22 protein-coding genes and 1 other RNA gene are annotated in these 23336 nt (G+C 43.1%); all 23 read left to right on the top strand.

Annotation, left to right across the window (positions count from 1 at the left end; genetic code table 11):
• The first annotated feature begins 183 nt into the window (after positions 1-183).
• The 23 genes from OCV54_RS03810 (at position 184) to OCV54_RS03695 (ending at position 23196) form a co-directional block, all read left to right on the top strand.
• A complete protein-coding gene (locus tag OCV54_RS03810) occupies positions 184-942 on the top strand; it encodes an exodeoxyribonuclease III (protein ID WP_055144946.1) in 759 nt (252 codons plus the stop codon).
• A 109-nt stretch (positions 943-1051) separates the two neighbouring features.
• On the top strand, positions 1052-2596 hold the full coding sequence (gpmI, locus tag OCV54_RS03805) for a 2,3-bisphosphoglycerate-independent phosphoglycerate mutase (RefSeq protein ID WP_015534994.1): 1545 nt from the start codon (positions 1052-1054) through the stop codon (positions 2594-2596).
• Positions 2597-2741: 145 nt separating this feature from the next.
• On the top strand, positions 2742-3161 hold the full coding sequence (gene mscL / locus OCV54_RS03800) for a large conductance mechanosensitive channel protein MscL (protein WP_015534993.1): 420 nt from the start codon (positions 2742-2744) through the stop codon (positions 3159-3161).
• Positions 3162-3301: 140 nt separating this feature from the next.
• Positions 3302-4123: a hydroxyethylthiazole kinase gene (gene thiM / locus OCV54_RS03795; RefSeq protein WP_055144359.1), complete on the top strand. Its 822-nt coding sequence runs from the start codon at positions 3302-3304 to the stop codon at positions 4121-4123.
• A 71-nt stretch (positions 4124-4194) separates the two neighbouring features.
• Positions 4195-4839 (top strand): thiamine phosphate synthase, encoded by a 645-nt coding sequence (gene thiE / locus OCV54_RS03790; protein WP_201858981.1) that lies wholly within the window; start codon positions 4195-4197, stop codon positions 4837-4839.
• 25 nt (positions 4840-4864) lie between these two features.
• Positions 4865-6346 (top strand): bifunctional hydroxymethylpyrimidine kinase/phosphomethylpyrimidine kinase, encoded by a 1482-nt coding sequence (gene thiD, locus OCV54_RS14685; RefSeq protein WP_082431249.1) that lies wholly within the window; start codon positions 4865-4867, stop codon positions 6344-6346.
• A 107-nt stretch (positions 6347-6453) separates the two neighbouring features.
• The gene (locus tag OCV54_RS03775) at positions 6454-9117 is read left to right on the top strand and encodes a YfhO family protein (RefSeq protein WP_082431247.1); all 2664 of its coding nucleotides are present in this window, start codon (positions 6454-6456) and stop codon (positions 9115-9117) included.
• Positions 9118-9208: 91 nt separating this feature from the next.
• A complete protein-coding gene (gene secG / locus OCV54_RS03770; protein ID WP_015534991.1) occupies positions 9209-9460 on the top strand; it encodes a preprotein translocase subunit SecG in 252 nt (83 codons plus the stop codon).
• 116 nt (positions 9461-9576) lie between these two features.
• On the top strand, positions 9577-11760 hold the full coding sequence (gene rnr, locus OCV54_RS03765) for a ribonuclease R (RefSeq protein ID WP_055222698.1): 2184 nt from the start codon (positions 9577-9579) through the stop codon (positions 11758-11760).
• Positions 11723-12196: an SsrA-binding protein SmpB gene (gene smpB, locus OCV54_RS03760; RefSeq protein WP_022216414.1), complete on the top strand. Its 474-nt coding sequence runs from the start codon at positions 11723-11725 to the stop codon at positions 12194-12196. Before rnr ends, smpB begins: the two co-directional genes overlap by 38 nt.
• A 154-nt stretch (positions 12197-12350) precedes the next feature.
• On the top strand, positions 12351-12698 hold the full coding sequence (locus OCV54_RS03755; RefSeq protein WP_015534988.1) for a hypothetical protein: 348 nt from the start codon (positions 12351-12353) through the stop codon (positions 12696-12698).
• Between the two features lie 94 nt (positions 12699-12792).
• Positions 12793-13134, top strand: a transfer-messenger RNA (tmRNA) gene (gene ssrA / locus OCV54_RS03750).
• Positions 13135-13453: 319 nt separating this feature from the next.
• Positions 13454-13801: a 50S ribosomal protein L19 gene (gene rplS / locus OCV54_RS03745; protein WP_022216416.1), complete on the top strand. Its 348-nt coding sequence runs from the start codon at positions 13454-13456 to the stop codon at positions 13799-13801.
• A gap of 110 nt (positions 13802-13911) precedes the next feature.
• Positions 13912-14484 carry a signal peptidase I gene (lepB, locus tag OCV54_RS03740; protein WP_015534987.1) on the top strand — a complete coding sequence of 191 codons (573 nt, stop codon included), beginning with the start codon at positions 13912-13914 and terminating at the stop codon, positions 14482-14484.
• Between the two features lie 10 nt (positions 14485-14494).
• Positions 14495-15343: a ribosome biogenesis GTPase YlqF gene (gene ylqF, locus OCV54_RS03735; RefSeq protein ID WP_015534986.1), complete on the top strand. Its 849-nt coding sequence runs from the start codon at positions 14495-14497 to the stop codon at positions 15341-15343.
• Positions 15344-16369 (top strand): signal peptidase I, encoded by a 1026-nt coding sequence (gene lepB / locus OCV54_RS14635; RefSeq protein ID WP_022216417.1) that lies wholly within the window; start codon positions 15344-15346, stop codon positions 16367-16369. It abuts the gene before it with no gap.
• 64 nt (positions 16370-16433) lie between these two features.
• Complete coding sequence (locus OCV54_RS03725) at positions 16434-17189, top strand: ribonuclease HII (protein WP_055222695.1); 756 nt, start codon at positions 16434-16436, stop codon at positions 17187-17189.
• A 40-nt stretch (positions 17190-17229) separates the two neighbouring features.
• Complete coding sequence (locus tag OCV54_RS03720) at positions 17230-17589, top strand: YraN family protein (protein ID WP_015534983.1); 360 nt, start codon at positions 17230-17232, stop codon at positions 17587-17589.
• Between the two features lie 13 nt (positions 17590-17602).
• A complete protein-coding gene (gene pgeF / locus OCV54_RS03715; RefSeq protein ID WP_055222865.1) occupies positions 17603-18448 on the top strand; it encodes a peptidoglycan editing factor PgeF in 846 nt (281 codons plus the stop codon).
• A 62-nt stretch (positions 18449-18510) separates the two neighbouring features.
• Positions 18511-19821: a DUF512 domain-containing protein gene (locus tag OCV54_RS03710; protein WP_015534981.1), complete on the top strand. Its 1311-nt coding sequence runs from the start codon at positions 18511-18513 to the stop codon at positions 19819-19821.
• Positions 19822-19846: 25 nt separating this feature from the next.
• On the top strand, positions 19847-21169 hold the full coding sequence (gene der / locus OCV54_RS03705; RefSeq protein WP_022216420.1) for a ribosome biogenesis GTPase Der: 1323 nt from the start codon (positions 19847-19849) through the stop codon (positions 21167-21169).
• Between the two features lie 2 nt (positions 21170-21171).
• Complete coding sequence (gene plsY / locus OCV54_RS03700; protein WP_015534979.1) at positions 21172-21831, top strand: glycerol-3-phosphate 1-O-acyltransferase PlsY; 660 nt, start codon at positions 21172-21174, stop codon at positions 21829-21831.
• 375 nt (positions 21832-22206) lie between these two features.
• Positions 22207-23196 carry an NAD(P)H-dependent glycerol-3-phosphate dehydrogenase gene (locus tag OCV54_RS03695; RefSeq protein ID WP_022216421.1) on the top strand — a complete coding sequence of 330 codons (990 nt, stop codon included), beginning with the start codon at positions 22207-22209 and terminating at the stop codon, positions 23194-23196.
• Positions 23197-23336 lie beyond the last annotated feature (140 nt).

The following is a 23336-nucleotide window of genomic DNA, read 5'->3' as shown; positions in this document are numbered from 1 at the left end:
GTGAATTTTTAAATGATTTGACAGTCAGAATGGGTGTTTGTATGATATAATGAGCATTGCGACGGATGCGCTTGCGCAAGCCGTCATAATGCGAATGCCTGCATGGAGCCGGTAGGCGACATGTTAAAATAAAACATGATTTTCCCCAAATAATAATGAAAGGATAAAATGGTATATAAATTTATGAAAAAACTTATCTCATGGAACGTAAATGGAATAAGGGCATGCGCCGGTAAAGGCTTCATGGACTTTTTTAACAGCATAGATGCAGACATATTCTGTATACAGGAGTCCAAGATGCAGGAGGGACAGCTCACACTTGATATGCCAGGATATTATCAGTATTGGAACTATGCGGATAAGAAGGGATATTCAGGTACGGCTATTTTCACAAAAGAGAAACCTTTGAGTGAAACAAAAGGTATAGGCATAGATGAACACGACCATGAGGGTCGTGTCATAACACTTGAATATGAGAACTTCTACATGGTGACTGTATATACACCAAATTCACAGAACGAGCTTGCAAGGCTTGATTACCGGATGAAGTGGGAGGATGATTTCAGAGCATATCTGAAAAAGCTTGAGGAGAATAAGCCTGTTATAGTGTGCGGCGATATGAACGTGGCTCACAATGAGATAGATCTGAAAAATCCAAAGACAAACAGGAAGAATGCGGGATTTACTGATGAGGAAAGAGAGAAGATGACGGTGCTTCTAGATGATGGCTTCATCGACACATTCAGATATTTTTATCCGGATCAGGAAAATATCTACTCATGGTGGTCGTACAGATTCAAGGCAAGGGAGAAGAATGCAGGTTGGCGTATCGACTATTTTCTCACATCTGAGAGTTTGAAGGACAAGCTTGTCGATGCCAAGATACACACTGATATCATGGGATCTGATCACTGCCCGGTTGAACTGGATATTGACCTGTGATTTGAGTTGGATTTGAACTTGAAAAATAGGCATTATATAAGTATAATCTCAAATGAGTGAATTATGATTAAGAGGCATTTAGCCGGAATAAATAAAAAGGAGAAAAATTATGAGTAAGAAACCAGTAGTTTTAATGGTCCTCGACGGATATGGTCTCAGTGACAAGACAGAGGGTAATGCAGTAGCACTTGCAAAGACACCTGTTATGGACAAACTTATGGCTACAGCACCATTTGTGCAGGGCGCAGCTTCAGGACTTCCTGTAGGACTTCCAGACGGTCAGATGGGCAATTCAGAGGTAGGTCATATGAATATCGGCGCAGGCCGTATCATATATCAGGAGCTTACAAGAATCACAAAGGCAATCGCTGATGGAGATTTTTTTGAGAACGAGGAGATGCTTGCTGCAATAGAAAACTGCAAGAAGAACAATTCAGATCTTCATCTCTGGGGACTTCTCTCAGATGGTGGTGTTCACAGCCACAATACACACCTTTATGCGATCCTTGAGCTCTGCAAGAAGCAGAACTTTGAGAACGTATACGTTCATCCATTCTTCGATGGAAGAGATACACCGCCTGCATCAGGTAAGGGATACCTTGAGGAGCTTATCGCAAAGATGAAGGAGATTGGTGTAGGTAAGGTTGCATCTATGTCAGGCCGTTACTACGCAATGGACAGAGATAACAGATGGGACAGAGTAGAGCTTGCATACAAGTCACTTGTAACAGGTGAGGGCGTTCAGGCTGAGGACCCGGTTGCAGCTATGCAGGAGTCATATGACAAGGAAGTATATGATGAGTTCGTTCTTCCTACAGTAATCACAGAGAATGGTAAGCCTGTATCACTTGTTAAGCCAAATGATTCAGTTATATTCTTTAACTTCAGACCAGACAGAGCCCGCGAGATCACCAGAGCATTCTGCTGTGATGATTTTGATGGATTTGAGAGAGCAAATGGCCGCATGCCACTCACATATGTATGTTTCAAGGACTACGACGAGTCAATACCTAACAAGCTTGTAGCATTCAAGAAGGAAGAGATTGACAACACATTCGGTGAGTACCTTGCAGCTAAGGGCCTCAAGCAGCTCAGACTTGCTGAGACAGAGAAGTATGCTCATGTAACGTTCTTCTTCAACGGCGGTGTTGAGGAGCCTAACAAGAACGAGGACAGAATCCTTGTAAAGTCACCTGCTGTAGCAACATATGACCTTCAGCCAGAGATGAGTGCTCCAGAGGTAAGCGAGAAGCTCAATGCAGCTATCCTTGGTGGCGAGTATGATGTGATCATCATCAACTTTGCAAACCCTGATATGGTTGGTCATACAGGTATTATCCCAGCAGCTATCCAGGCTGTAGAGACAGTTGACAAGTGCGTTGGCGCTGCTGTAGAGGCAATTGATAAGGTTGATGGTGTTCTCTTTATCTGTGCTGATCATGGTAACGCAGAGCAGATGATCAACTATGAGACCGGTGCTCCACATACAGCTCATACAACTAACCCTGTACCATTTATCCTTTACAACTATGGTGAAGATGTAGAGCTTCGTGAGGGCGGATGTCTTGCAGATATCGCACCTACACTTCTTGAGGTTATGGGACTTCCTCAGCCTAAGGAGATGACAGGCAAGTCACTTATTGTAAGAAAGTAAAAAAAGATGATGTGCGATTAGCGATGACAGCAAATGTAGATATATGTCATATCAATTGCGCGAGAAACAATAAATAAAAGATACGGCACCGAATTATAATATAAGTTTGTTATGATTGGTGCTGTATTCAGTTGGAAGGATACATATGAAGAAGTTTTTGGAAGAGTTTAAGGAGTTTGCCCTTAAGGGAAATGTGATGAGTCTTGCAATCGGTGTTATCATTGGTGGAGCGTTCCAGTCATTGGTTACATCTTTTACAGACTGTTTCATCACACCAATAATCAACAGTATCGGTGGAGCAGAGATTGGTGGACATTTTCAGATATTCCATACAGGACAGTATATCGAGTATGGAGCGTTTATTTCAGCAGTTATCAACTTCATAATCATGGCATTTGTTATATTTGTCATCATGAAGGGGATCAATGCGATCATGGATCTTGGTAAGAAGAAAGAGGAGGCAGCTCCTCTCACAAGAAAGTGCCCATACTGTATGGGTGAGATAGATATCAAAGCAACAAAGTGTATGCATTGTACATCTGATGTACCTCCTGCCCAGGAGTAGATCAGGTCTGACCTGGATCAGCGCCGGCGTAGGGATACATACAGCATAAGAAAAGCGGCTGTGCCTTATGGTATGGCCGCTTTTCGTCAAAAAAGATTAGCAGATAAACAACAGAGTATATATAAAGGAGACAGAAAAACATGATAAAAGAGTGCCTTGAAAATGTGAGAAAGAATGTACCTCTGGTACACAATATAACAAACTATGTAACTGTAAATGATGTGGCAAATGTCATTCTGGCGTGCGGTGGAAGTCCTATCATGTCGGATGATGAGGGTGACGTGGAGGATATCACAAGTATATGTGGTGGTCTGAATATCAACATAGGAACACTTAACAAGAACACTATTCCATCAATGTACCTGGCAGGGAAGAAGGCAAATGAACTTGGACATGTTGTACTTCTCGATCCTGTTGGAGCAGGAGCAAGTAAGCTCAGAACTGATACGGCTGTTGGACTTATGAAGGAGATTAGATTTGATGTTATAAGGGGAAATATCTCTGAGATCAAAACTCTGGCATATGGTTCCGGCAGTACAAAGGGTGTTGATGCCGATGTGGCAGATGCGGTTACGGAGGATACGCTTGATAATGCAGTGGCATTTGTCAAGAAGCTATCTGCTGAAACGGGATCTATCATAGCTGTAACAGGCGCAATAGACCTTGTTGCGGACAGCGAGAAATGTTATGTAATCAGAAACGGCCGTCCTGAGATGGGTAAGATCACTGGAACAGGCTGCCAGCTCTCAGGAATGATGACAGCATATGTTGTGGCAAATCAGGACAACAAGCTTGAGGCTGCTGCAGTGGCTGTCATGGTCATGGGACTTGCTGGGGAGATTGGTTATTCCCATCTGCAGGCATTTGAGGGGAATTCAACATACAGGAACAGGATAATCGACGCCATATACAATATGGACGGGGATACACTTGAACAGGGTGCAAAGTTTGAAATCAGATAATTGACGGAAGTCTAATAATTGCCTGGATCTGCATCAGATCGGGATCGAAACATATAGGAAGGACGGATAGTATGATAAATTGCAGTGAGAAAGAGCTCTTGCTCTACGCAGTAACTGACAGACACTGGCTTGGTGAAGAGACTCTGTATGATCAGGTAAAGAAGGCACTTGACGGCGGTGCAACATTTGTACAGCTCAGGGAGAAGAAGCTCGACAGAGAAGACTTCCTCGCTGAGGCGAAGGAGATACAGAAGCTTTGTAAGGAATATGGAGTTCCATTTGTCATCAATGACGAGGTCAGCATAGCAAAAGATATAGATGCTGACGGTGTACACGTGGGACAGAGTGATATGGAGGCCATGGACGTCAGAAAGATACTCGGCCCTGACAAGATACTTGGAGTGTCTGCACAGACTGTCGAGCAGGCGATTATAGCGGAAAAGCACGGCGCAGATTATCTTGGTGTAGGAGCAGTGTTTACAACAGGTTCAAAGGATGACGCGGACGATGTGAGCCATGAAACTCTCAAGGCCATTTGTGAGGCGGTGTCCATACCGGTCATTGCCATAGGCGGCATAACAAAGGATAATGTGGCCGAGCTTGCGGGCTCCGGAATATGCGGTGTGGCAGTTATAAGTGCCATATTCGGACAGAAGGACATACAGAAGGCCACAGAGGAGCTCAAGTTTTCTGTAGAGAATATGCTTGATGCCTGACTAAATATATGATATAGAGGTGTACATGAAAAAAATAGTTATCAGTGATATAAAAGGTGCGATATTTGATATGGATGGGGTTCTGCTTGACTCTATGCCTATGTGGGATCATGCCGGAGAGATGTATCTGGCGGGACAGGGGATACAGGCAGAACCTGATCTTGAGAAGGTGCTTTTCACCATGACCATGATGAAGGGCGCAGAATATATGCAGGAACACTATGGACTTGAACTCAGCGCGAAGGAGATTATAGACGGTATCAATGAGACTGTGCGCGATTTCTATGCAAATAAAGTTGAGCCGAAGTCAGGTGTGCCTGAACTGCTGAGGTTCTTAAAGAGATATGATATCCCGGTCACTGTTGCAACATCCACAGACAGATGCCATGTTGAGGCAGCACTTGTGCGGACAGGACTTATGAAGTATGTTGACAGGATATTTACATGTTCTGAGGTGGGCGTGGGCAAGGCAGCCTCACCTAAGATATATGAGATGGCGGCTGAGTTTATGGGAACTCCGGCTTCGGATACATTTGTATTCGAGGACGCATATCATGCGGCGGAGACAGCACAGAACGGAGGATTTGTTGTGGTCGGTCTCTTTGACGAATCCAGCAGGGACAGACAGGGAGATCTTATAGCACATTGTGATCATTATTTTAAGAGTATGGATGACATGCTGTGCAGTATAAATTCTGACAGAAGCCGTCTTGTGCCTGTCCTCACCATAGCCGGAAGCGATTCCTCAGGTGGCGCAGGTGTGCAGGCGGATCTCAAGACCATGCAGGCAAATGGCGTATTTGGTATGAGTGCGATCACAGCCCTCACGGCTCAGAATACCACAGGAGTGACTGCTATCATGAACGTTATCCCTGATGTACTTGGCGCCCAGATAGATGCGGTGTTTACCGATATACGGCCGAAAGCGGTCAAGATAGGAATGGTATCTGTTCCTGAACTTATTGATGTGATAGCTGACAGACTTGCCAGATACAATGCGGAGAATGTCGTGCTTGACCCTGTGATGGTGGCGACCAGTGGTGCTAAGCTTATAAGCGATGATGCGGTGGAGGTCATGACCGGTAAACTGTTCCCACTTGCAAAGCTCATAACGCCAAACATACCTGAGACTGAGGCGCTCACTGGTATATCGGTGAAGAGCGTAGCTGATATGGAGAATGCTGCCAGATGTATATACGGAAAGTATGGCTGCGCTGTCCTTGTAAAGGGTGGACACAGCATAAATGATGCAAATGATATGCTTTTTGACGGGGAGAATATCACCTGGTTTTCGGGTAAGCGTATTGATAATCCGAATACACATGGCACAGGATGTACGCTTTCAAGTGCGATCGCTTCAAATCTCGCAAAGGAATATGATGTAAGTGATTCAGTTAGAATGGCCAAACAATATATATCCGGTGCCCTGGCGGCCATGCTGGATCTGGGATCGGGCAGTGGACCGCTGAATCATGGTTTCGATATACGAAGTAGGTATATGTTATAAATCAGTATGTAAAAGTTAGAAATTCTTTCATTAAAAATTTTTAATCTATATAGTATTTTCACAGATTGTGTAGTATTATATTAAAACTAAATAATCTGGAGAAGAATATGATGGAGAAAGAACAGAGAAAACAGCTCGTTATTCAGATGCTTACAGCGGGCATTATCACATTCTGCCTGCTGTGGCTTCTGTTTTATATAAAAAAGTATGTGCCGTTCGGAGTACATTCACTCGCATCCAAGGATGCTGATTTTCAGTATCTTGATTTTCTGGCATATCTGAAGGATGTATTTGACGGCAAAAATAATATAGATTATTCTTTCAGCAAATCTATAGGAGGGGCCTGCATAGGAGTATTCAGTTACTATCTTTCCAGCCCGTTCAATTTATTGCTGTTGTTATTCGACAAATCCCAGCTTGTATTGTTCGTACATGTGATCATAACGTTAAAGCTTGCCTGTGCGGCGGCGACATTTGCATTTTATCTCAACAGGAGATTTGAAGAGTGGAATGATGGTTCTGTGAAAAAACAGGCACTTATCATTTTTCTGGCGGTGAGCTATGCAGTGAGTCAGTATGGAATCGCCCAGGCATGTAATATAATGTGGCTTGACGGCTTCTATATGTTACCGCTCATAATGCTGGGCGTGTACAGAGTGGTTAACGGTGGCAGGCCTGTTATGCTTTCCGTATCAGTTGCATTGGCAGTTCTGTTCAACTGGTATATGGGCGGAATCAACTGTGTATTTGCCTGTTTCTGGTTTTTGTTTGAATTTGCATATTCAAGATTGTACAGTGGGGATACTAAGGCTGAGAAGACTGTCATAAAGGATTTTGCCGGAAAACTTGGACGGTTTATATATTCAATGCTGGCGGGAGTTCTGATCAGTGGGGTGTTGTTCCTTCCGACGATAGGTGCGATGCGTTACAGTGTAAGAGGAAGTCTTGATTTAGGCTCTCTGCTCGACATGTCATTTATCGGTGATGTTTCATCTGTGATAGACGGATATTCGCTTGGCGCACAGAGTCAGAAGGGAAGCGTGTCTCTGTACTGCGGATGTCTGGCGTTGATAGGATTTATTGGAATCTTCATCGGTAAGAAACACAATGTAAAGCAGAAGATATTAGCATTTGTCACGCTTGTGGTAATGCTGCTCATGTTTTACTGGAATCCATTGTGCATGGCATTTTCTCTGTTCAAAGAGGTTGGATCATATTGGTACAGATATTCACATGTTGGAATATTCTGCATATTATTCTTTGCCGCTGAATTTTTCCTCTCGGAGGATCTGAATGCTGTAAAATGGCGGGTTATCATTGCAAGTGCGATATTCAGTGCGGCTATGCTTGGTGTAAACTATCTGCATGGAGTCCAGGATAACAAACTTGTATGGCTGACCGATGCGCTTATTGTAGGGGTAGCCGTTTTGATAGCACTCATAAGCAGGCTTTCGAAAAACGTAGGAGCCGGAAGAGTGTTCGGGATTATATTTACGGTCATTCTGTGTGCAGTGCTGACTGTTGAGACAGGATACAGCGTGATGTTGCAAATGGACAATATCCATATCGACAACGGTGAGAGTTTTGTTGAGTATGAGACGGCTATGGAAGGCCTTATAAATGATCTGAAAGAATATGATTCCGATACATACAGGATCAGCCAGACCAGATCAAGGGCGACAAGATCACTCGAAAAAAAGAAAAACAATAATGGCAAAGATACGGATGATAATTTTAAATATAAGAACAATGTCAGAGCAAATTATGACGAGTCGTTTGGTTATGGGTATTGGGCGATAGGATCGTATGTGTCAACCGCTGACAGCACAGTGCTGAACTTCCTTGTGGACACGGGATACAGGAGCGAAGGCGATAACCTAAGTGTTGTCAACATGCCGGTGCTTGGAACTGATTCACTGCTGGGAGTCAGATACATCGTATCTGATTATGCTTTGGAGGGCATGGATAAAGTAGAGGATATTGCAGACAATGCAAATGGAGCCGGTGTATACGAGAACCCATACAGCCTGCCTATGGCATTTGTATATGATTCAGGCAAATATACAGCGGCAAAATATAACGGCAATCCGTTTGAATATCAAAATGAGCTCTACAGCGAGCTGCTCGGCAGAAAGGTTGAGATCTATAAGCCTTTAAAGTACGAGACGGTTGTAAGTAAAGCGAAGAAGCGTGTATACAAGATGGAGATCCCGGAAGGCAATTACATCGCTTATGGCAATATCCCATGGAACAGTCTGTTTAATGCAAAGCTGAATGTCAATGGAATATACAGGACCGGATATGCCAGATGGCTTTCGCCGTCAGTGTTCAATATTCCTGTAAATGAGGATCGTGATTACTACAAGGTTGTGCTTCACTCAAAGCAGAAGCTAGATCTGGATGATGGAGCAGAGCAGTTTTATGTTCTTGATCTGGATTTGCTGAAAAGCATAGCAGAGGAGCTTGAGAAATATACCCCTGATGTGATGGATATAGAAAATGGCAGCGCAGAAATTGTTGTAAATGCCAAGGAAGGACAGAGTTTATTCACATCTATTCCTTACTGTGATGGTTGGACAGTCAAAGTTAACGGCCAGAAGGTACAGCCGGATAAGGTGGTAGACAGCCTGTATTCTATAAGTCTTGTTGAGGGTGAGAATGTTGTTGAGATGAAATTCCATGTGAAATATGCAGGCGCAGGTATTGCCTGTTCGATAATAGGTATCGCAATGCTGGTATTTGCGGAGTTTTACAGAAAACGAAGAAAATAGTTATTGAATATATTATTTTGTTGTGTTATTATGTTTCAAGTTGGTGTTAAAATTATACACACACCATTTTTTCGGAAACGGAGGTGTTAAGATGCTGAAGACAATATTAATGGTAATTTATGTTATAGTATGTATAGTATTAGCAATAGTGGTTCTTTCACAGGAAGGAAAGGATGCGAGCCTTACAAGTTCCATATCAGGAGCAGGCGGCGGATTTGACAATTCCTACTGGAGCAAGAATAAGGGAAGCTCAAAGCAGGAGATACTTAAGAAGATAACAGCAGTTCTCACAGTTCTCTTCTTTGTACTTGCATTACTGCTTGACTCAAAGCTTTTCAACTAATAATGATTTCTGATGCTTACATATATTAACTGATATATGTAAGCATTTTTTTGCTCATTATGCAATGTATTTGTGCGGTAGGGATGCGGGCATAATGTATATAGAAAGGGTTTGTTATGGATAATAAGGATTTGGAGTTATACAACAGAAGAAAACAGACGGTATATGAATTTATATGCGATGATGATTATCCGCCTATGAAGTTCAAGGAGATGTGTACATTCCTTCAGGTCCCGGGAGATGAGAGACAGACATTTCTCGATATACTGAATGACCTCACAGAGGAGGGACTGATCATCAGATCGGCAAAAGGACGATATCAGAAGGTCGGAGAAGGGACATACAAGGGAACATTTATCGGCAATCAGAGAGGTTTTGGATTTGTCCGCGTTGAGGGCATGAAGGAGGATTTCTTTGTCCCTGAGAAGAATACCATGGGAGCGTTCCACGGTGATACAGTCCTCATACGTGCGGAGGACAGACCGAAGGGAATGAAGCAGGAAGCATCGGTTATAAAGGTACTTGAGCGTGGACTAAAGAAGGTTGTCGGAGTCTATCAGAAGAATAAGAACTTTGGATTTGTCATACCTGACAATCTGAAAATAGATGGAGACATATTTATATCCAAGGCAAATTCCATGGGCGCCATGGCTGGACATAAGGTTGTGGCGGAGATCATCAGTTATGGAGACAAAGTGAAGTCTCCGGAGGGAAAGATTATAGAGATACTTGGACATATAAATGATCCGGAGAGTGACGTGCTGTCTGTGGTCAGAGCTCTGGACATTCCAGTCGATTTTTCTGACGAGGTCATGGACAGCCTTTCACAGATCCCTGATTTTGTCAGCGCATCGGAGATGGCAGGCAGAACGGATCTCCGACATCTTCAGACAGTGACGATAGATGGCGAGGATGCAAAAGACCTGGACGATGCCATAACACTCTATGAGGCGGACGGAATGTACAAGCTTGGTGTGCACATAGCTGACGTGACCCACTATGTAAAGGAGAATTCCCCTCTGGATAAAGAGGCACTTAACAGAGGTACAAGCTGTTATCTCGTGGACAGGGTAATACCTATGCTTCCGCACAAGCTGTCAAATGGTATCTGTTCGCTGAATGAAGGGCAGGACAGATTGGCGCTGAGCTGCCTTATGGACATAGATCAGAAGGGCCACATAGTAGGACATAAGATATGTGAGACTGTGATCAATGTGGACCGTAGAATGTCATATACAAGTGTGTCTGCAATTGTCGAGGATCACGATCCAGGGGAGACCAGAAAATATGAGGAGCTTGTGCCTATGTTCGAGATGATGCTTCATGTGTCGGATCTTCTCAGAGCTAACAGAAGAAAGCGAGGCTCAATAGATTTTGATTTTGACGAATCGAAGATCAAGATAGACTCCGACGGCAAAGTTGTATCAATAGGTGTATATGAGAGACGCAGATCCAATGAGATCATTGAAGATTTTATGCTTGCTGCAAATGAGACGATTGCTGAGGATTATTTCTGGCAGGATATACCATTTGAGTACAGAGTCCATGAGACACCTGATGCAGACAGGGTTGAGCAGCTGGCGCTCCTTATAAGTAATTTTGGAATGTACTTTAAGGCATCAAAGGAGAATATACATCCGAAAGAATTCCAGAAGCTGCTTAACAGGATAAAGGGTGAGCCTTATGAGAATCTTGTGAGCAGGATGGCGCTGAGGACCATGAAACAGGCGAAGTATTCAACGGAGTGCACAGGACATTTTGGACTTTCGTGTAAGTATTACTGTCATTTTACTTCTCCTATAAGGAGATATCCAGATCTGCAGATACATCGTATAATAAAGGAAAATATACATGGCAGACTTGACTCGAGGAGAATAGAACATTACAGCATGATACTTGACAGGGTGGCTGATGACAATTCGCGCAAGGAGAGAAGAGCTGAGGAAGCTGAGCGTGATGTGGAGAAGCTCAAGAAGGTGGAATATATGTCAGCTCACATTGGCGAGGTCTATGACGGATTTGTCTCAGGAGTTACAAACCGGGGAATGTTCGTGGAACTGCCGAATACGGTGGAAGGCTTTGTGAACGTGGCAGATATGCGCGACGATTATTACTATTTTTCTCAGGAAGATTATGCTATGATAGGTGAGGACACGGGCAAACAATATGCCATCGGTGATCCTATACAGATAAAGGTGAAGAATACAGACAAGATGACGAAGTCGATAGATTTCAGTATTGTATATAAAGGAGAGGATACATTTGTCAAAGGAAAGAGGAAACACTCTCATCGCAAATAACAAAAAGGCATATCACGAGTATTTTATAGAAGAGAAGTTTGAGGCCGGAATAGAGCTTGTGGGAACCGAGGTAAAGTCCATAAGACAGGGACACTGCAGTATCAAGGAAGCATTTGTCGGAATAGACCACGGCGAGGTGTATGTGTACAGAATGAATATCAACCCATATGAGAGGGGGAATATATTCAATAAAGATCCGCTCAGGACGAGAAAGTTGCTGCTCCACAGGTACGAGATCAACAAGCTTATCGGACAGCAGAAGGTGAAGGGTTATACCATTATGCCGCTCAAGGTATATATCAGAGATGGACTTGTCAAGATGGAGATAGGTCTGGCAAGAGGTAAGAAGCTCTACGACAAACGTGAGGATATCGCCAAGAAGGATATGAAGCGCGAGATGGAGAGAGATCTCAAGAGCAGGAGCAAGGACTTCTGATCGTGAGCGTTTGTGGAATTTCTGTGAAATCAAACTTATTATTGGAATTATAATGCAGCTTGTGTTATACTAGCAAGGTGTTGAATAAGATAAGCTGGTTCAGATATAATGTGTGTATCGGAATCAAATAAACGATAGTCTGGAGAAGGGCGTTATGAGTCAGAGTAAAGTAGATAAGAAGAAATATGAGAAAAAGCACCGCAAGGAGATACTTAGGAAGCAGAAGATCAAGAAGATTATTGCTATAACAGTTACGATCGTTGTTATCGCTGCTATAGTTGGAAGCGTTGCGGGTGTGAAGATATATAAGGCGATACCTAAGTATGTTGATGCTTCAGGCTTGTCAGAATATGTAGACAAGACTTGGAAGGACAGCGGTTATGACACTCTGTTTTCTGCTACAGCTTCCGATGCTGAAGACACAGCAGACACAACTGAAAATGCAGAAGATACAGCAGAGGCGACAGATGCAGAGGAAGATACAACTGCTGACGCTGAGTAAGAGCATCTGATAAATTAAGATATATAGGCGCAGGTATTATTTTGATATTTGCTGCATATATTATAAATGATTGGTTATCACTGATCTATGATCAGGGGTTGACTGGTTTCGACAGGGGTTTTGAAGCTATGGAAGCCATCCGTGGACCAGAGCCACGCTAAAAGCTGGAAAAAAAATAAACGCTAACGATAATTTAGCATACGCTGCCTAAGGGCAGTCGTCATCCTTTAGGAACGCCGAGCCTTTAGGAATGGCGTCGATTTTCGGCAAACTCCTGCATCTAAGCTTTGCGATGTAGGAAAATCCATGAAGCTACTAAGGTCTATAGCATGTTAGTGGGCGATAGGCTGAGGGAATGTTAAAGCACTGACTGTGATGGAAGAAACTGTAGTGAATGAGCTTTTGGACGCGGGTTCGACTCCCGCCAGCTCCACTAATTTTCATAAGGAGGGGCCCGCCGTAGGTGGGAGGAATCCTTGTGAAGCACGCAGACGCCTGCGAACGAAGTTCGCCTTCTAATGCGTCTGCTCCACTTGACTGAATTAAGTCGAACAAGATATTTAATGCAACAGGGCATATAGAAATCAATCTATATGCCCTGTTTGCTAAAAAACGGATAAAATCCGAAAATTCTTCTTGCATCTACAATTTCAGTATGTTATATTAAATGAGTTGTGAAAAGAGTGATGGTCCTCTGTGCCCATATATCCGGTGGATATGGTAGTAAGAACATCAGAATATTAAGGAGGAACACAATGAACGATTACATTAAGAATCTTGAAGCTTCACAGATGAAGGAGAGCGTTGATGAGTTCAACGTAGGAGACACTGTTAAGGTACACAACAGAATCAAAGAGGGTAACAAGGAGAGAATCCAGATCTTCGAGGGTACTGTAGTAAAGAGACAGGGCGGAAGCAACAGAGAGACATTCACAGTTAGAAAGATCTCTAGCGGATGCGGTGTTGAGAAGACATGGCCTGTACACTCACCTTTCGTTGAGAAGATTGAAGTTGTAAGAAAAGGTAAAGTTAGAAGAGCTAAGATTTACTACTTACGTTCAAGAGTTGGTAAGGCAGCAAAGGTTAAGGAGCTTGTTAAATAATAAAGCTTGTAACATGAAAGTAAAAGTGGCTGGAGTATTTCTACTCCAGCCATTTTTAGAATGGATGAAATGAACTGAACAAATATATTGATGATTGAAGGATAGAATTCATGAGTGAGAGATATGACAGACTCCGAAGGATAAGGAGAGAAAAAAGGCGTCAGAGAAGACAACAGAGATCATTGAAAAAGACTATGAAGAGCGCACTTGGCTGGTTCATATCGATACTGACAGCGGCTATACTTGGTTATGGTTTTGTTGCATTTGGATTCCAGACGGTATATATGGTAGGACCATCCATGGAGCCAACACTGACGGATGGAGAATCGTATCTGGTCAATAAGGCTGTTTATCTGGTGACATCCCCGGAAAGATACGATGTGGTAGCGTATCGTATAGTTGAGAATCAGGACGAATACTATTCCATCAAGAGAGTGGTAGGCCTGCCGGGTGAGACTGTGCTTATCCAGAATGGTCAGGTATATATAAATGGCAATCCGCTTGCAGATTATCCCGTCGACTGTGAGATAAAAACAGCCGGAATAGCGGAATCTGCGATCACACTTGGAGAGAATGAATACTTCCTGCTCGGAGACAATCCGGACAACAGCCAGGATTCAAGATTTCAGGCGGCTGGCAATGTGCAAAAGAGCGAGATGCTGGGCAGAGTAAAGATAAAATAGAGGTAGAGATATGAATATACAGTGGTATCCCGGACATATGACAAAAGCAAGACGAATGATGCAGGAGGATATAAAACTTATAGATATCGTCATAGAGCTGGTGGATTCAAGAATCCCATTCAGTAGTAAGAATCCTGATATAGACGAGCTTGCAAAGAACAAATACAGACTCATACTCCTCAACAAATCAGATCTTGCGGATGATGCAGTCACAACAAAGTGGGAAAACTATTATAAGAATAAAGACTTTGCCGTTGCAAAGATAAATGCCCGTGACGGTATGGGGATGAAGAGTATCAACAATATCGTGCAGGAGGCCTGCAAAGAGAAGATAGAGAGGGATAGAAAAAGGGGAATCATAAACCGTCCGATAAGGGCGATGATAGTCGGCATCCCGAATGTCGGCAAATCCACGTTTATCAATTCCTATGCGAGAAAGGCCTGCACCAAGGTTGGAAATAAGCCTGGTGTCACAAAAGGCAAGCAGTGGATAAGACTTGGAAAGAATATTGAGCTTTTGGACACTCCCGGTATTTTATGGCCGAAATTCGATGATGAGGCCGTTGGTCTCAGACTTGCGTTCATAGGTTCGATCAATGATGAGATACTCAGCATAACGGATATAGCGGTTGAATTAATTAAATTTTTACAGGCAAACTATTGTAATACCCTTGTTCAAAGGTATAATATTGAAAGTGTTGATGATCCTGTACAGATGCTGACAGGTATCGCAGAGAAGAGACAATGCATTAAGAAGGGCGGGGAGCTCGATTATGACAAGGCTGCGGCTCTGCTGATCGATGATTTCAGATCGGGAAAGCTGGGGCGTATTACATTGGAGACCCCGAAGGAAGACTAGATGAGTGAAGAAAACAAGAATGTTGCTGATGCGTTAAACGATATATTTGAGGATGACCCTGCGAAGAAGGAAAGGGACAAAGAGATCGCCAAATATGAGAAGAAGCGTCAGAAAGCGATAGATAAAGAACAGAAGAAGGTTGCAAAAAAGGCTGCGAAGGAAGCAAAGGAAGCTGAAAAGAAAACTGCCGACGATGAGCAGGAAAATAAGGAGAAGTCCTCCTGGTCCTGGGACAAAGCAGTCGCTGAGAGTTCGGCTGATGCAAAGGCGGAGACAGCAGATAAATCGGAAGAAGCATCTCAGAAGGAGACATCGGAAGAAGCTGCAGGAGCAGCTAAATCTGAGAGCTCAGATAAAACTGCAGAAGCGGTTAATACAGACTCTTCTGAAGAAGTGTACAATGAGGATGGAGAACTTGACGAGAAGGCTTTAAAGAAGCAGCTCAGGAAAGAGAAGAAAGAGGCAAAAAAGAAAGAAAAGGCCGAAAAGGAAGTCAATATTGTCAAGGATCTCATATTTCTGTGTATTTATATAATAATAGTAATTGGCATATGCTGGGCTGTGCTCACATTTGTCGGACAGCGAACAGAGGTCAGTGGAGAGTCCATGAGCAATACTCTTCACAGCGGAGATACATTATGGATCGACAAGCTTGAGTATGAATTTGGCTCGCCGAAGAGATTTGATGTGGTTGTATTCCCGTATGGAGACGATGATGAGACCTTCTTCATCAAGCGTATAATCGGACTTCCGGGTGAGACAGTGTATATAGACGAAGATGGTGTTATCTATATAAATGACGAGCCTCTGGAGGGCGATGTGTATGGCAGAGAGGCCATAGCCAGCGACAAGCGCGGAGTTGCAGCCGAGGAGATCACACTGGGTGATGACGAGTACTTTGTTCTGGGAGATAACAGAAACAACAGCCGTGACAGCCGTGTGGAGGATGTTGGCAATATACACAAGAAAGACATCATCGGCAGGGCTGTATTCAGATTTACAGGCGGTTTTGGCAAGATAGAATAGGATAAGATATCAGGGGCTGTTGCCTAAAAAGTGGCAATGGTCCTTGTTTTTAGGTGGAGGACATATGGAAAGTATAGCGGAGATAAAAAAAGTATTTGCTGATGCTGATGTAAGTGAATATTCGGGGCTTATCGAGAAGTATGGCGACGATGAGAGAGATGGGGTAAAGAAGATCATAGCGTCCGCTCAGAAAAAGATCAATGCTCTTGAAAAGGAAAAAGCCCGCAGCTATAAAATGTTTGAATTTGAGAGAAAATACGCTGATAAGGGATATATATGTGGTATAGATGAGGTCGGAAGAGGCCCGCTTGCAGGCCCTGTAGTGGCTGCTGCAGTCATTCTTCCAAAGGACTGTGATATTTTATACCTCAACGACTCCAAGCAGCTCACACCGAAGAAGAGGGAGGCTCTATACGATGAGATCATGGCGAAGGCTGTAGCTGTAGGCGTGGGTATGGCAAACGAGAAAGTAATTGACGAGATAAATGTTCTCAATGCAGATTACGAGGCGATGAAGCAGGCTATATCGAAGCTTCAGGTTAAACCACAGCTCCTGTTAAACGATGCGGTTAATATTCCGGGTGTTGATATCGAGCAGGTAGGCATAATAAAAGGTGATACGCTGTCTGCGTCGATTGCGGCAGCAAGTATAATTGCAAAGGTTACAAGGGACAGGCTTATGGTTGAGTATGACAGTCTGTATCCGGGTTATGGATTTGCAAAAAACATGGGATATGGTACGGCAGAGCACATTGATGCGCTCAAGAAGATCGGTCCGTGCGCAATACACAGAAGGACGTTTATCAAGAACTTTGTATAACAATTGTTCATCACACATATATTCATGGAAAGGTGAAATGATGTATAACAGCAGAGCAACCGGTAATGAAAAGGAAGCTTTAGCTGCTGATCATCTGGCTGGCAGGGGCTATGAGATCCTGTGCAGGAATTTCAGGGTGGCCAGCGGTGAGATAGATATAGTGGCAAAACACGATGGATATATAGTGTTTATCGAGGTGAAGTATAGGTCCGGAGTACATAAGGGCTTGCCGGAGGAGGCTGTCGATGTGCGCAAGCAGAGACAGATATGTAGGACTGCATTATTCTTCCTGAACAAATATGGATATGGAATGGACACCCCGGTTAGATTTGATGTGATAACCATACTTGGTGAGGATATACATCATATAGAAAATGCATTTGAGTATTCGGGATATTGATAGGATGGCGGATATGGATATAAAGTATATTAGGAAAGACAATTCAACACATGTCCACACGGTGGATGGCGTGGATTATATATCATTTGACAAATTGGACAGAGCCGGAGTTGTAAATGCATTCTCCACCAGGATCGGCGGAGTGAGTGAGGGATATCTGGGTTCCATGAACCTGAGCTTCCACAGAGGCGATGATGCGGATCTGGTAATGGAGAATCACCGCAGATTTGCCACTGCAGTGGGGTATGATTACGAAAAGCTTGTGTTCTCAGATCAGGTGCATAAGACAGACATATATAAAGTTACAGAGAAGGATGCCGGAAAGGGAATAATCAGAGAGTCGGATATTCTGGAGATCGATGGACTTATGACGGATGTTCCGGGGATACCACTTATGACATTTTATGCGGACTGTGTCCCTGTATTGTTCTATGATCCGGTGAAAAAGGTTGTTGCGGCGAATCACTCCGGGTGGAAGGGAACCGTCAGCAAGATAAGCGGACATATGATAAACAGATTGAAGTCTGAATATGGAACATCTCCAGAGAATCTCATTTGCGCCATAGGACCTTCTATATGCAAGAATTGCTATGAGGTGAGTGAAGATGTAGCTGAACGCTTTATGGCGGCATATACGGAAGCAGAGGCGGCTCAGATCGTATTTAGCAAGGGTAATGGCAAATATCTGCTTGATCTCCACAAGGCCAACTATTACAATCTTGTTGATTCAGGTGTAAAACCTGAGAATATTGACGTGACAAATATATGTACATGCTGTAACAGCGAATGGCTTTTTTCACACAGGGCGAGCAAAGGCCTGCGGGGTAATCTTGCGGCGGTGATCATGCTCCCTGAATGATAGGGCGTTATTCATTTGCTGCAGCTTTTGATCCGTAGACAATTAATATAAAAGAGGAAATTATGGAACATATTGTAAAGGAAATACTTGAGGGAAGTATAGCCCAGGAGATGGAGATCGAACCGGGAGATAATATTCTGGCGGTCAATGACCATCCTATAGAGGATATATTTGACTATCAGTATCTCATAAATGACGAATATATAGAACTTCTCGTGAGGAAGTCTGACGGCGAGGAGTGGCTTCTGGAGATAGATAAGGATTATGACGAGGATCTAGGGATTGTTTTTGAAAATTCCTTGATGGATAATTACAAGTCTTGCTATAACAAGTGCATATTCTGCTTTATTGATCAGAACCCGAAAGGTATGAGAGACACTATATATTTCAAGGACGATGATTCCAGACTGTCATTTCTTCAGGGAAATTATATTACCCTTACTAATATGAAGGAAAAGGATATTGACAGAATAATAAATTATCACCTTGCTCCGATAAATATATCGGTGCACACTACCAATCCCAAGCTGCGCTGCAGTATGCTGAACAACAGATTTGCCGGTGCCATACTTGACTATATAAGGAAATTTTATGAAGCTGGTATTCCTATGAATGGACAGATAGTTCTGTGCAAGGGGATAAATGATGGGGAGGAATTGTGGCGTACGATCTCTGATCTTATGGAGTTTGTTCCTGTTATGGAGAGCTTATCCGTGGTCCCTGTCGGTTTGTCAGATTACAGAGATGGCTTGTTCCATCTTGAACCGTTCAACAGAGAGGACGCCTGCGAGGTTATTGATATAATAGAACATTTTCAGAAAAAGGCATTTGAAAAGCATGGCACACATTTTGTCCAGGCAAGTGATGAATGGTATATAAATGCTGGCAGGGATTTCCCTGAGGCTGATAGGTATGATGGCTTTATCCAGCTTGAAAATGGTGTGGGCATGGTGAGACTGCTCATAGATGAGTTTGATGAAGAGTGGAGCTGCGTAGAGGGCGATGACAGAGAGTATGAGGTGTCCATGGTTACTGGAGTGCTCGTATATGATTCCATAAAGCTCCTTGCTAACAGGATCCCTGAGAAGTTCCCTAATGTGAAGGTGCATCTGTATAAGATCATTAATGATTTTTTTGGACATAGAATAACCGTGACAGGATTGCTTACGGGTGGAGATATAAGAAAGCAGCTCACAGGAAAGCCTCTTGGGCAGCGGCTTATACTGCCTTCCAATACTCTTATGGCGGATGAGCCAAAATTCCTTGATGATGTGACGCTTGCAGAGCTCACAGATGCTTTACAAGTCGATGTTTGTATTGTAGAATCAAGTGGTGCTGATTTTATTCATGCAGTAATTGGCGATGATATGTAATTAATTATATATGGAGGAAGATAGAATGAGTAAACCTATAGTTGCCATAGTGGGCAGACCCAATGTAGGTAAATCAACTCTGTTCAATGTGCTTGCCGGAGAAAAGATATCCATAGTTCAGGATACACCGGGAGTTACGCGAGACAGAATTTATGCCGATATCAACTGGCTGGATTACAATTTCACTCTGATAGACACAGGAGGAATTGAGCCGGAGTCAGACAATATTATACTTAAGAGCATGAGAGAACAGGCAGAGATAGCCATAGAGACAGCGGACGTCATCCTGTTCATGACGGATGTCAGACAGGGAATGGTTGATGATGATGCCAAGGTTGCCGATATGCTCAGAAGATCCAAGAAACCTATAGTTCTCGTTGTCAACAAGGTAGACAGCTTTGAAAAGTTCATGCCGGATGTGTATGAGTTCTATAATCTTGGACTTGGAGATCCACATCCTATATCAGGTTCATCCAGACTTGGAATAGGAGATATGCTCGATGAGGTGGTATCACACTTCAATGAGTCTGCAAAGGATGACACGGAGGATGAGAGACCTAGAATCGCCATCATAGGAAAGCCAAACGTAGGAAAATCTTCTATAATTAATAAGCTTCTCGGTGAGGACAGGGTTATTGTATCAGATATAGCCGGAACCACAAGAGATGCCGTGGATACAGAGATCGTCAGAAATGGCAGAGAATATGTATTCATAGACACAGCGGGACTCAGACGAAAGAGCAAGATTAAAGAGGATATAGAGAGATACAGTATCATAAGAACAGTATCAGCGGTTGAGAGATGTAATGTTGCAGTCCTCGTAATAGACGCAACGGAGGGAATAACCGATCAGGATGCCAAGATCGCGGGAATCGCACATGATCGTGGCAAGGGAATGATAATAGCTGTGAACAAATGGGATGCCATCGAGAAGAATGACAAGACCATATATAAGTTTACAGAGGAGATCAGAAACAAGCTTTCATACATGCCGTATGCGGAGCTGCTCTTCATATCAGCCCAGACCGGACAGAGACTTCCAAAGCTGTTCGAGACCATAGATGCTGTTATAGAGAATCATTCACTCCGCATAGCTACTGGTGTTCTGAATGAGATTATGAGTGAGGCGGTTGCTATGCAGCAGCCACCATCAGATAAGGGTAAGAGACTTAAGCTCTATTATATTACCCAGGTGTCAGTTAAACCTCCTACATTTGTCATATTTGTAAATGACAAGGAGCTTATGCATTTCTCATATACACGTTATATAGAGAACAGGATAAGAGAATCCTTTGGATTCAGAGGTACACCTCTAAAATTCATAATCAGGGAGAGGAAAGAGAAGTAGTCATGGAGATGTTGATTAGGGCTATATGTCTGGTTGGGGGCTATGGAGTAGGACTCATTCAGACAGCGTATATTTACGGCAGGATAAAAGGTGTTGATATAAGAAAGTATGGAAGTGGAAATGCGGGAACGACAAATGCACTGAGAGTTCTTGGAAAGAAAGCTGGACTGATAGTTTTCCTGGGGGATTTCCTCAAAGGAATAATCGCCTGCTCACTGACACATATCATACTTGGCCAGCTAGGTATAGGTAATGCATACATGTTCGTACTGTATACAGGACTTGGAGTTGTGCTTGGTCATAACTTCCCATTCTATATGCAGTTCAAGGGCGGCAAGGGAATTGCTGCCAGCGGCGGAATGATAGTAGGTCTGTGGGACTGGAGATTGGTAGTGATACTCCTTGCAGCGTTCGTTATAAGTGTTGTGATAACAAGATATGTATCGGTTGGATCACTTACGATCATGATCGGATTCTTCATATTATACACAGTATTTGCAATTCATGGAGATTATAATTTCACATCGAATGCAAAAATGATCGAAGGAATAATCATGGCGGGAATCATAGCCGGAATGGCCGTGATAAGACATTGGCAGAATATCAAGAGACTGATAGCGGGAACGGAGAATAAGTTGTCGTTTGGTTCTAAGAAGGCTTGATGGAAAGCGGAAGCGAATAGAGAGTTATTGAATCCCCTCCTTACTGGATAAAACAGGAAGGAGGGGATTTTTTGTAGTGAGCAACGTTTTATAGATGTCTGGATAAAACAAAATCAGATAACATAATGAGTATACATAAAACCGAGATTATGGTTATGTGATATTTATACGCAGTGAAATGTGTATTAAAAACTGTTGATTAGAATAATGTGAGTTTACATAACTAGCCCAAAATCTAAAAATACAGTAAAAATTTGCAAAAACATCCATGTATTGTCACTATAGACTGGATTAAATGATGAAAAAAAGTTAAAATAGAAAAAAATGATTCAAGGATTGAAAAAAGAAATATAAATATTTTGGAGGTATTTTACGATGAAAATAGGTGTTCTCGGAGCAGGTGGATGGGGTTCTGCACTTGCTAATCTGCTGGCAGGAAATGGACACGAGGTTATAGTGTGGTCTATAGATGAGAGAGAGGTTGCCATGCTCAAGGAATTTCATGAGCAGAGAGACAGACTTCCGGGTGTTATACTTAACAGCAGTATTGAATATACAACAGATGCGTCAAAGGCTGTTATTGGTCAGAAGATGATAGTGTGCGCAGTGCCTTCTCCGTTTGTCAGAAGCACAGCAAAGAACATCGCTGACAAGGTGAGCAACGGACAGCTTATCGTGAATGTCAGCAAGGGAATAGAAGAGTCCACACTCAAGGCTCTCGTGGAGATCATTGAGGAAGAAATCCCACAGGCTAAGGTGGCTGTCCTTTCGGGTCCGTCACATGCAGAGGAAGTAGGCCGCGGAATACCTACAACGGTAGTTGCCGGTGCCCGTGATATAGAGATTGCAAAGACGATCCAGAACGCATTTATGAACGATTATTTCAGGGTATATACAAGCACTGATGTGACTGGTATTGAGCTGGGTGGTTCAGTGAAGAATGTAATAGCTCTGGCAGCCGGAATATCAGATGGACTTGGACTTGGCGACAACACGAAGGCTGCTCTTATGACCAGAGGAATGGCGGAGATCATGAGACTTGGACTTGCCATGGGCGCAGATGTCAAGACGCTGTCAGGACTTTCAGGAATGGGAGATCTTATAGTTACATGTACATCCAAGCACAGCCGTAACAGGAATGCCGGATATCTCATCGGTCAGGGTAAGACCTATGAGGAAGCTATGGCGGAGGTCAAGATGGTTGTTGAGGGTGTTTATTCTGCCAAGGCAACACTGGCACTTGCCAGGGAGCATGGGGTTGAGATGCCTATCGTTGAAGCAGTCAATAACGTATTATTTAATGGCATGACGGCAAAAGAGGCTCTCACAGAGCTTCTCAACAGAGACAGAAAGAGTGAATTGTAATCGATTATATTTTATATGTTTGATATATTTCGATAGATTATGCTGCCGAAGAATAGTAGTACAAAATCAACTAATAATTAAACGATAAAGTAAATGTGAACAAAAAAGCAACAGAAAACTGTTCTTTTTGTTCACAAACT

It is taken from the genome of Coprococcus aceti, assembly GCF_025567285.1.
GTDB classification, from domain to species: Bacteria; Bacillota; Clostridia; order Lachnospirales; family Lachnospiraceae; genus Coprococcus; species Coprococcus aceti.
Note: the sequence above shows the minus strand (reverse complement) of the source record. Positions and strands in the feature narration are given on the sequence as shown.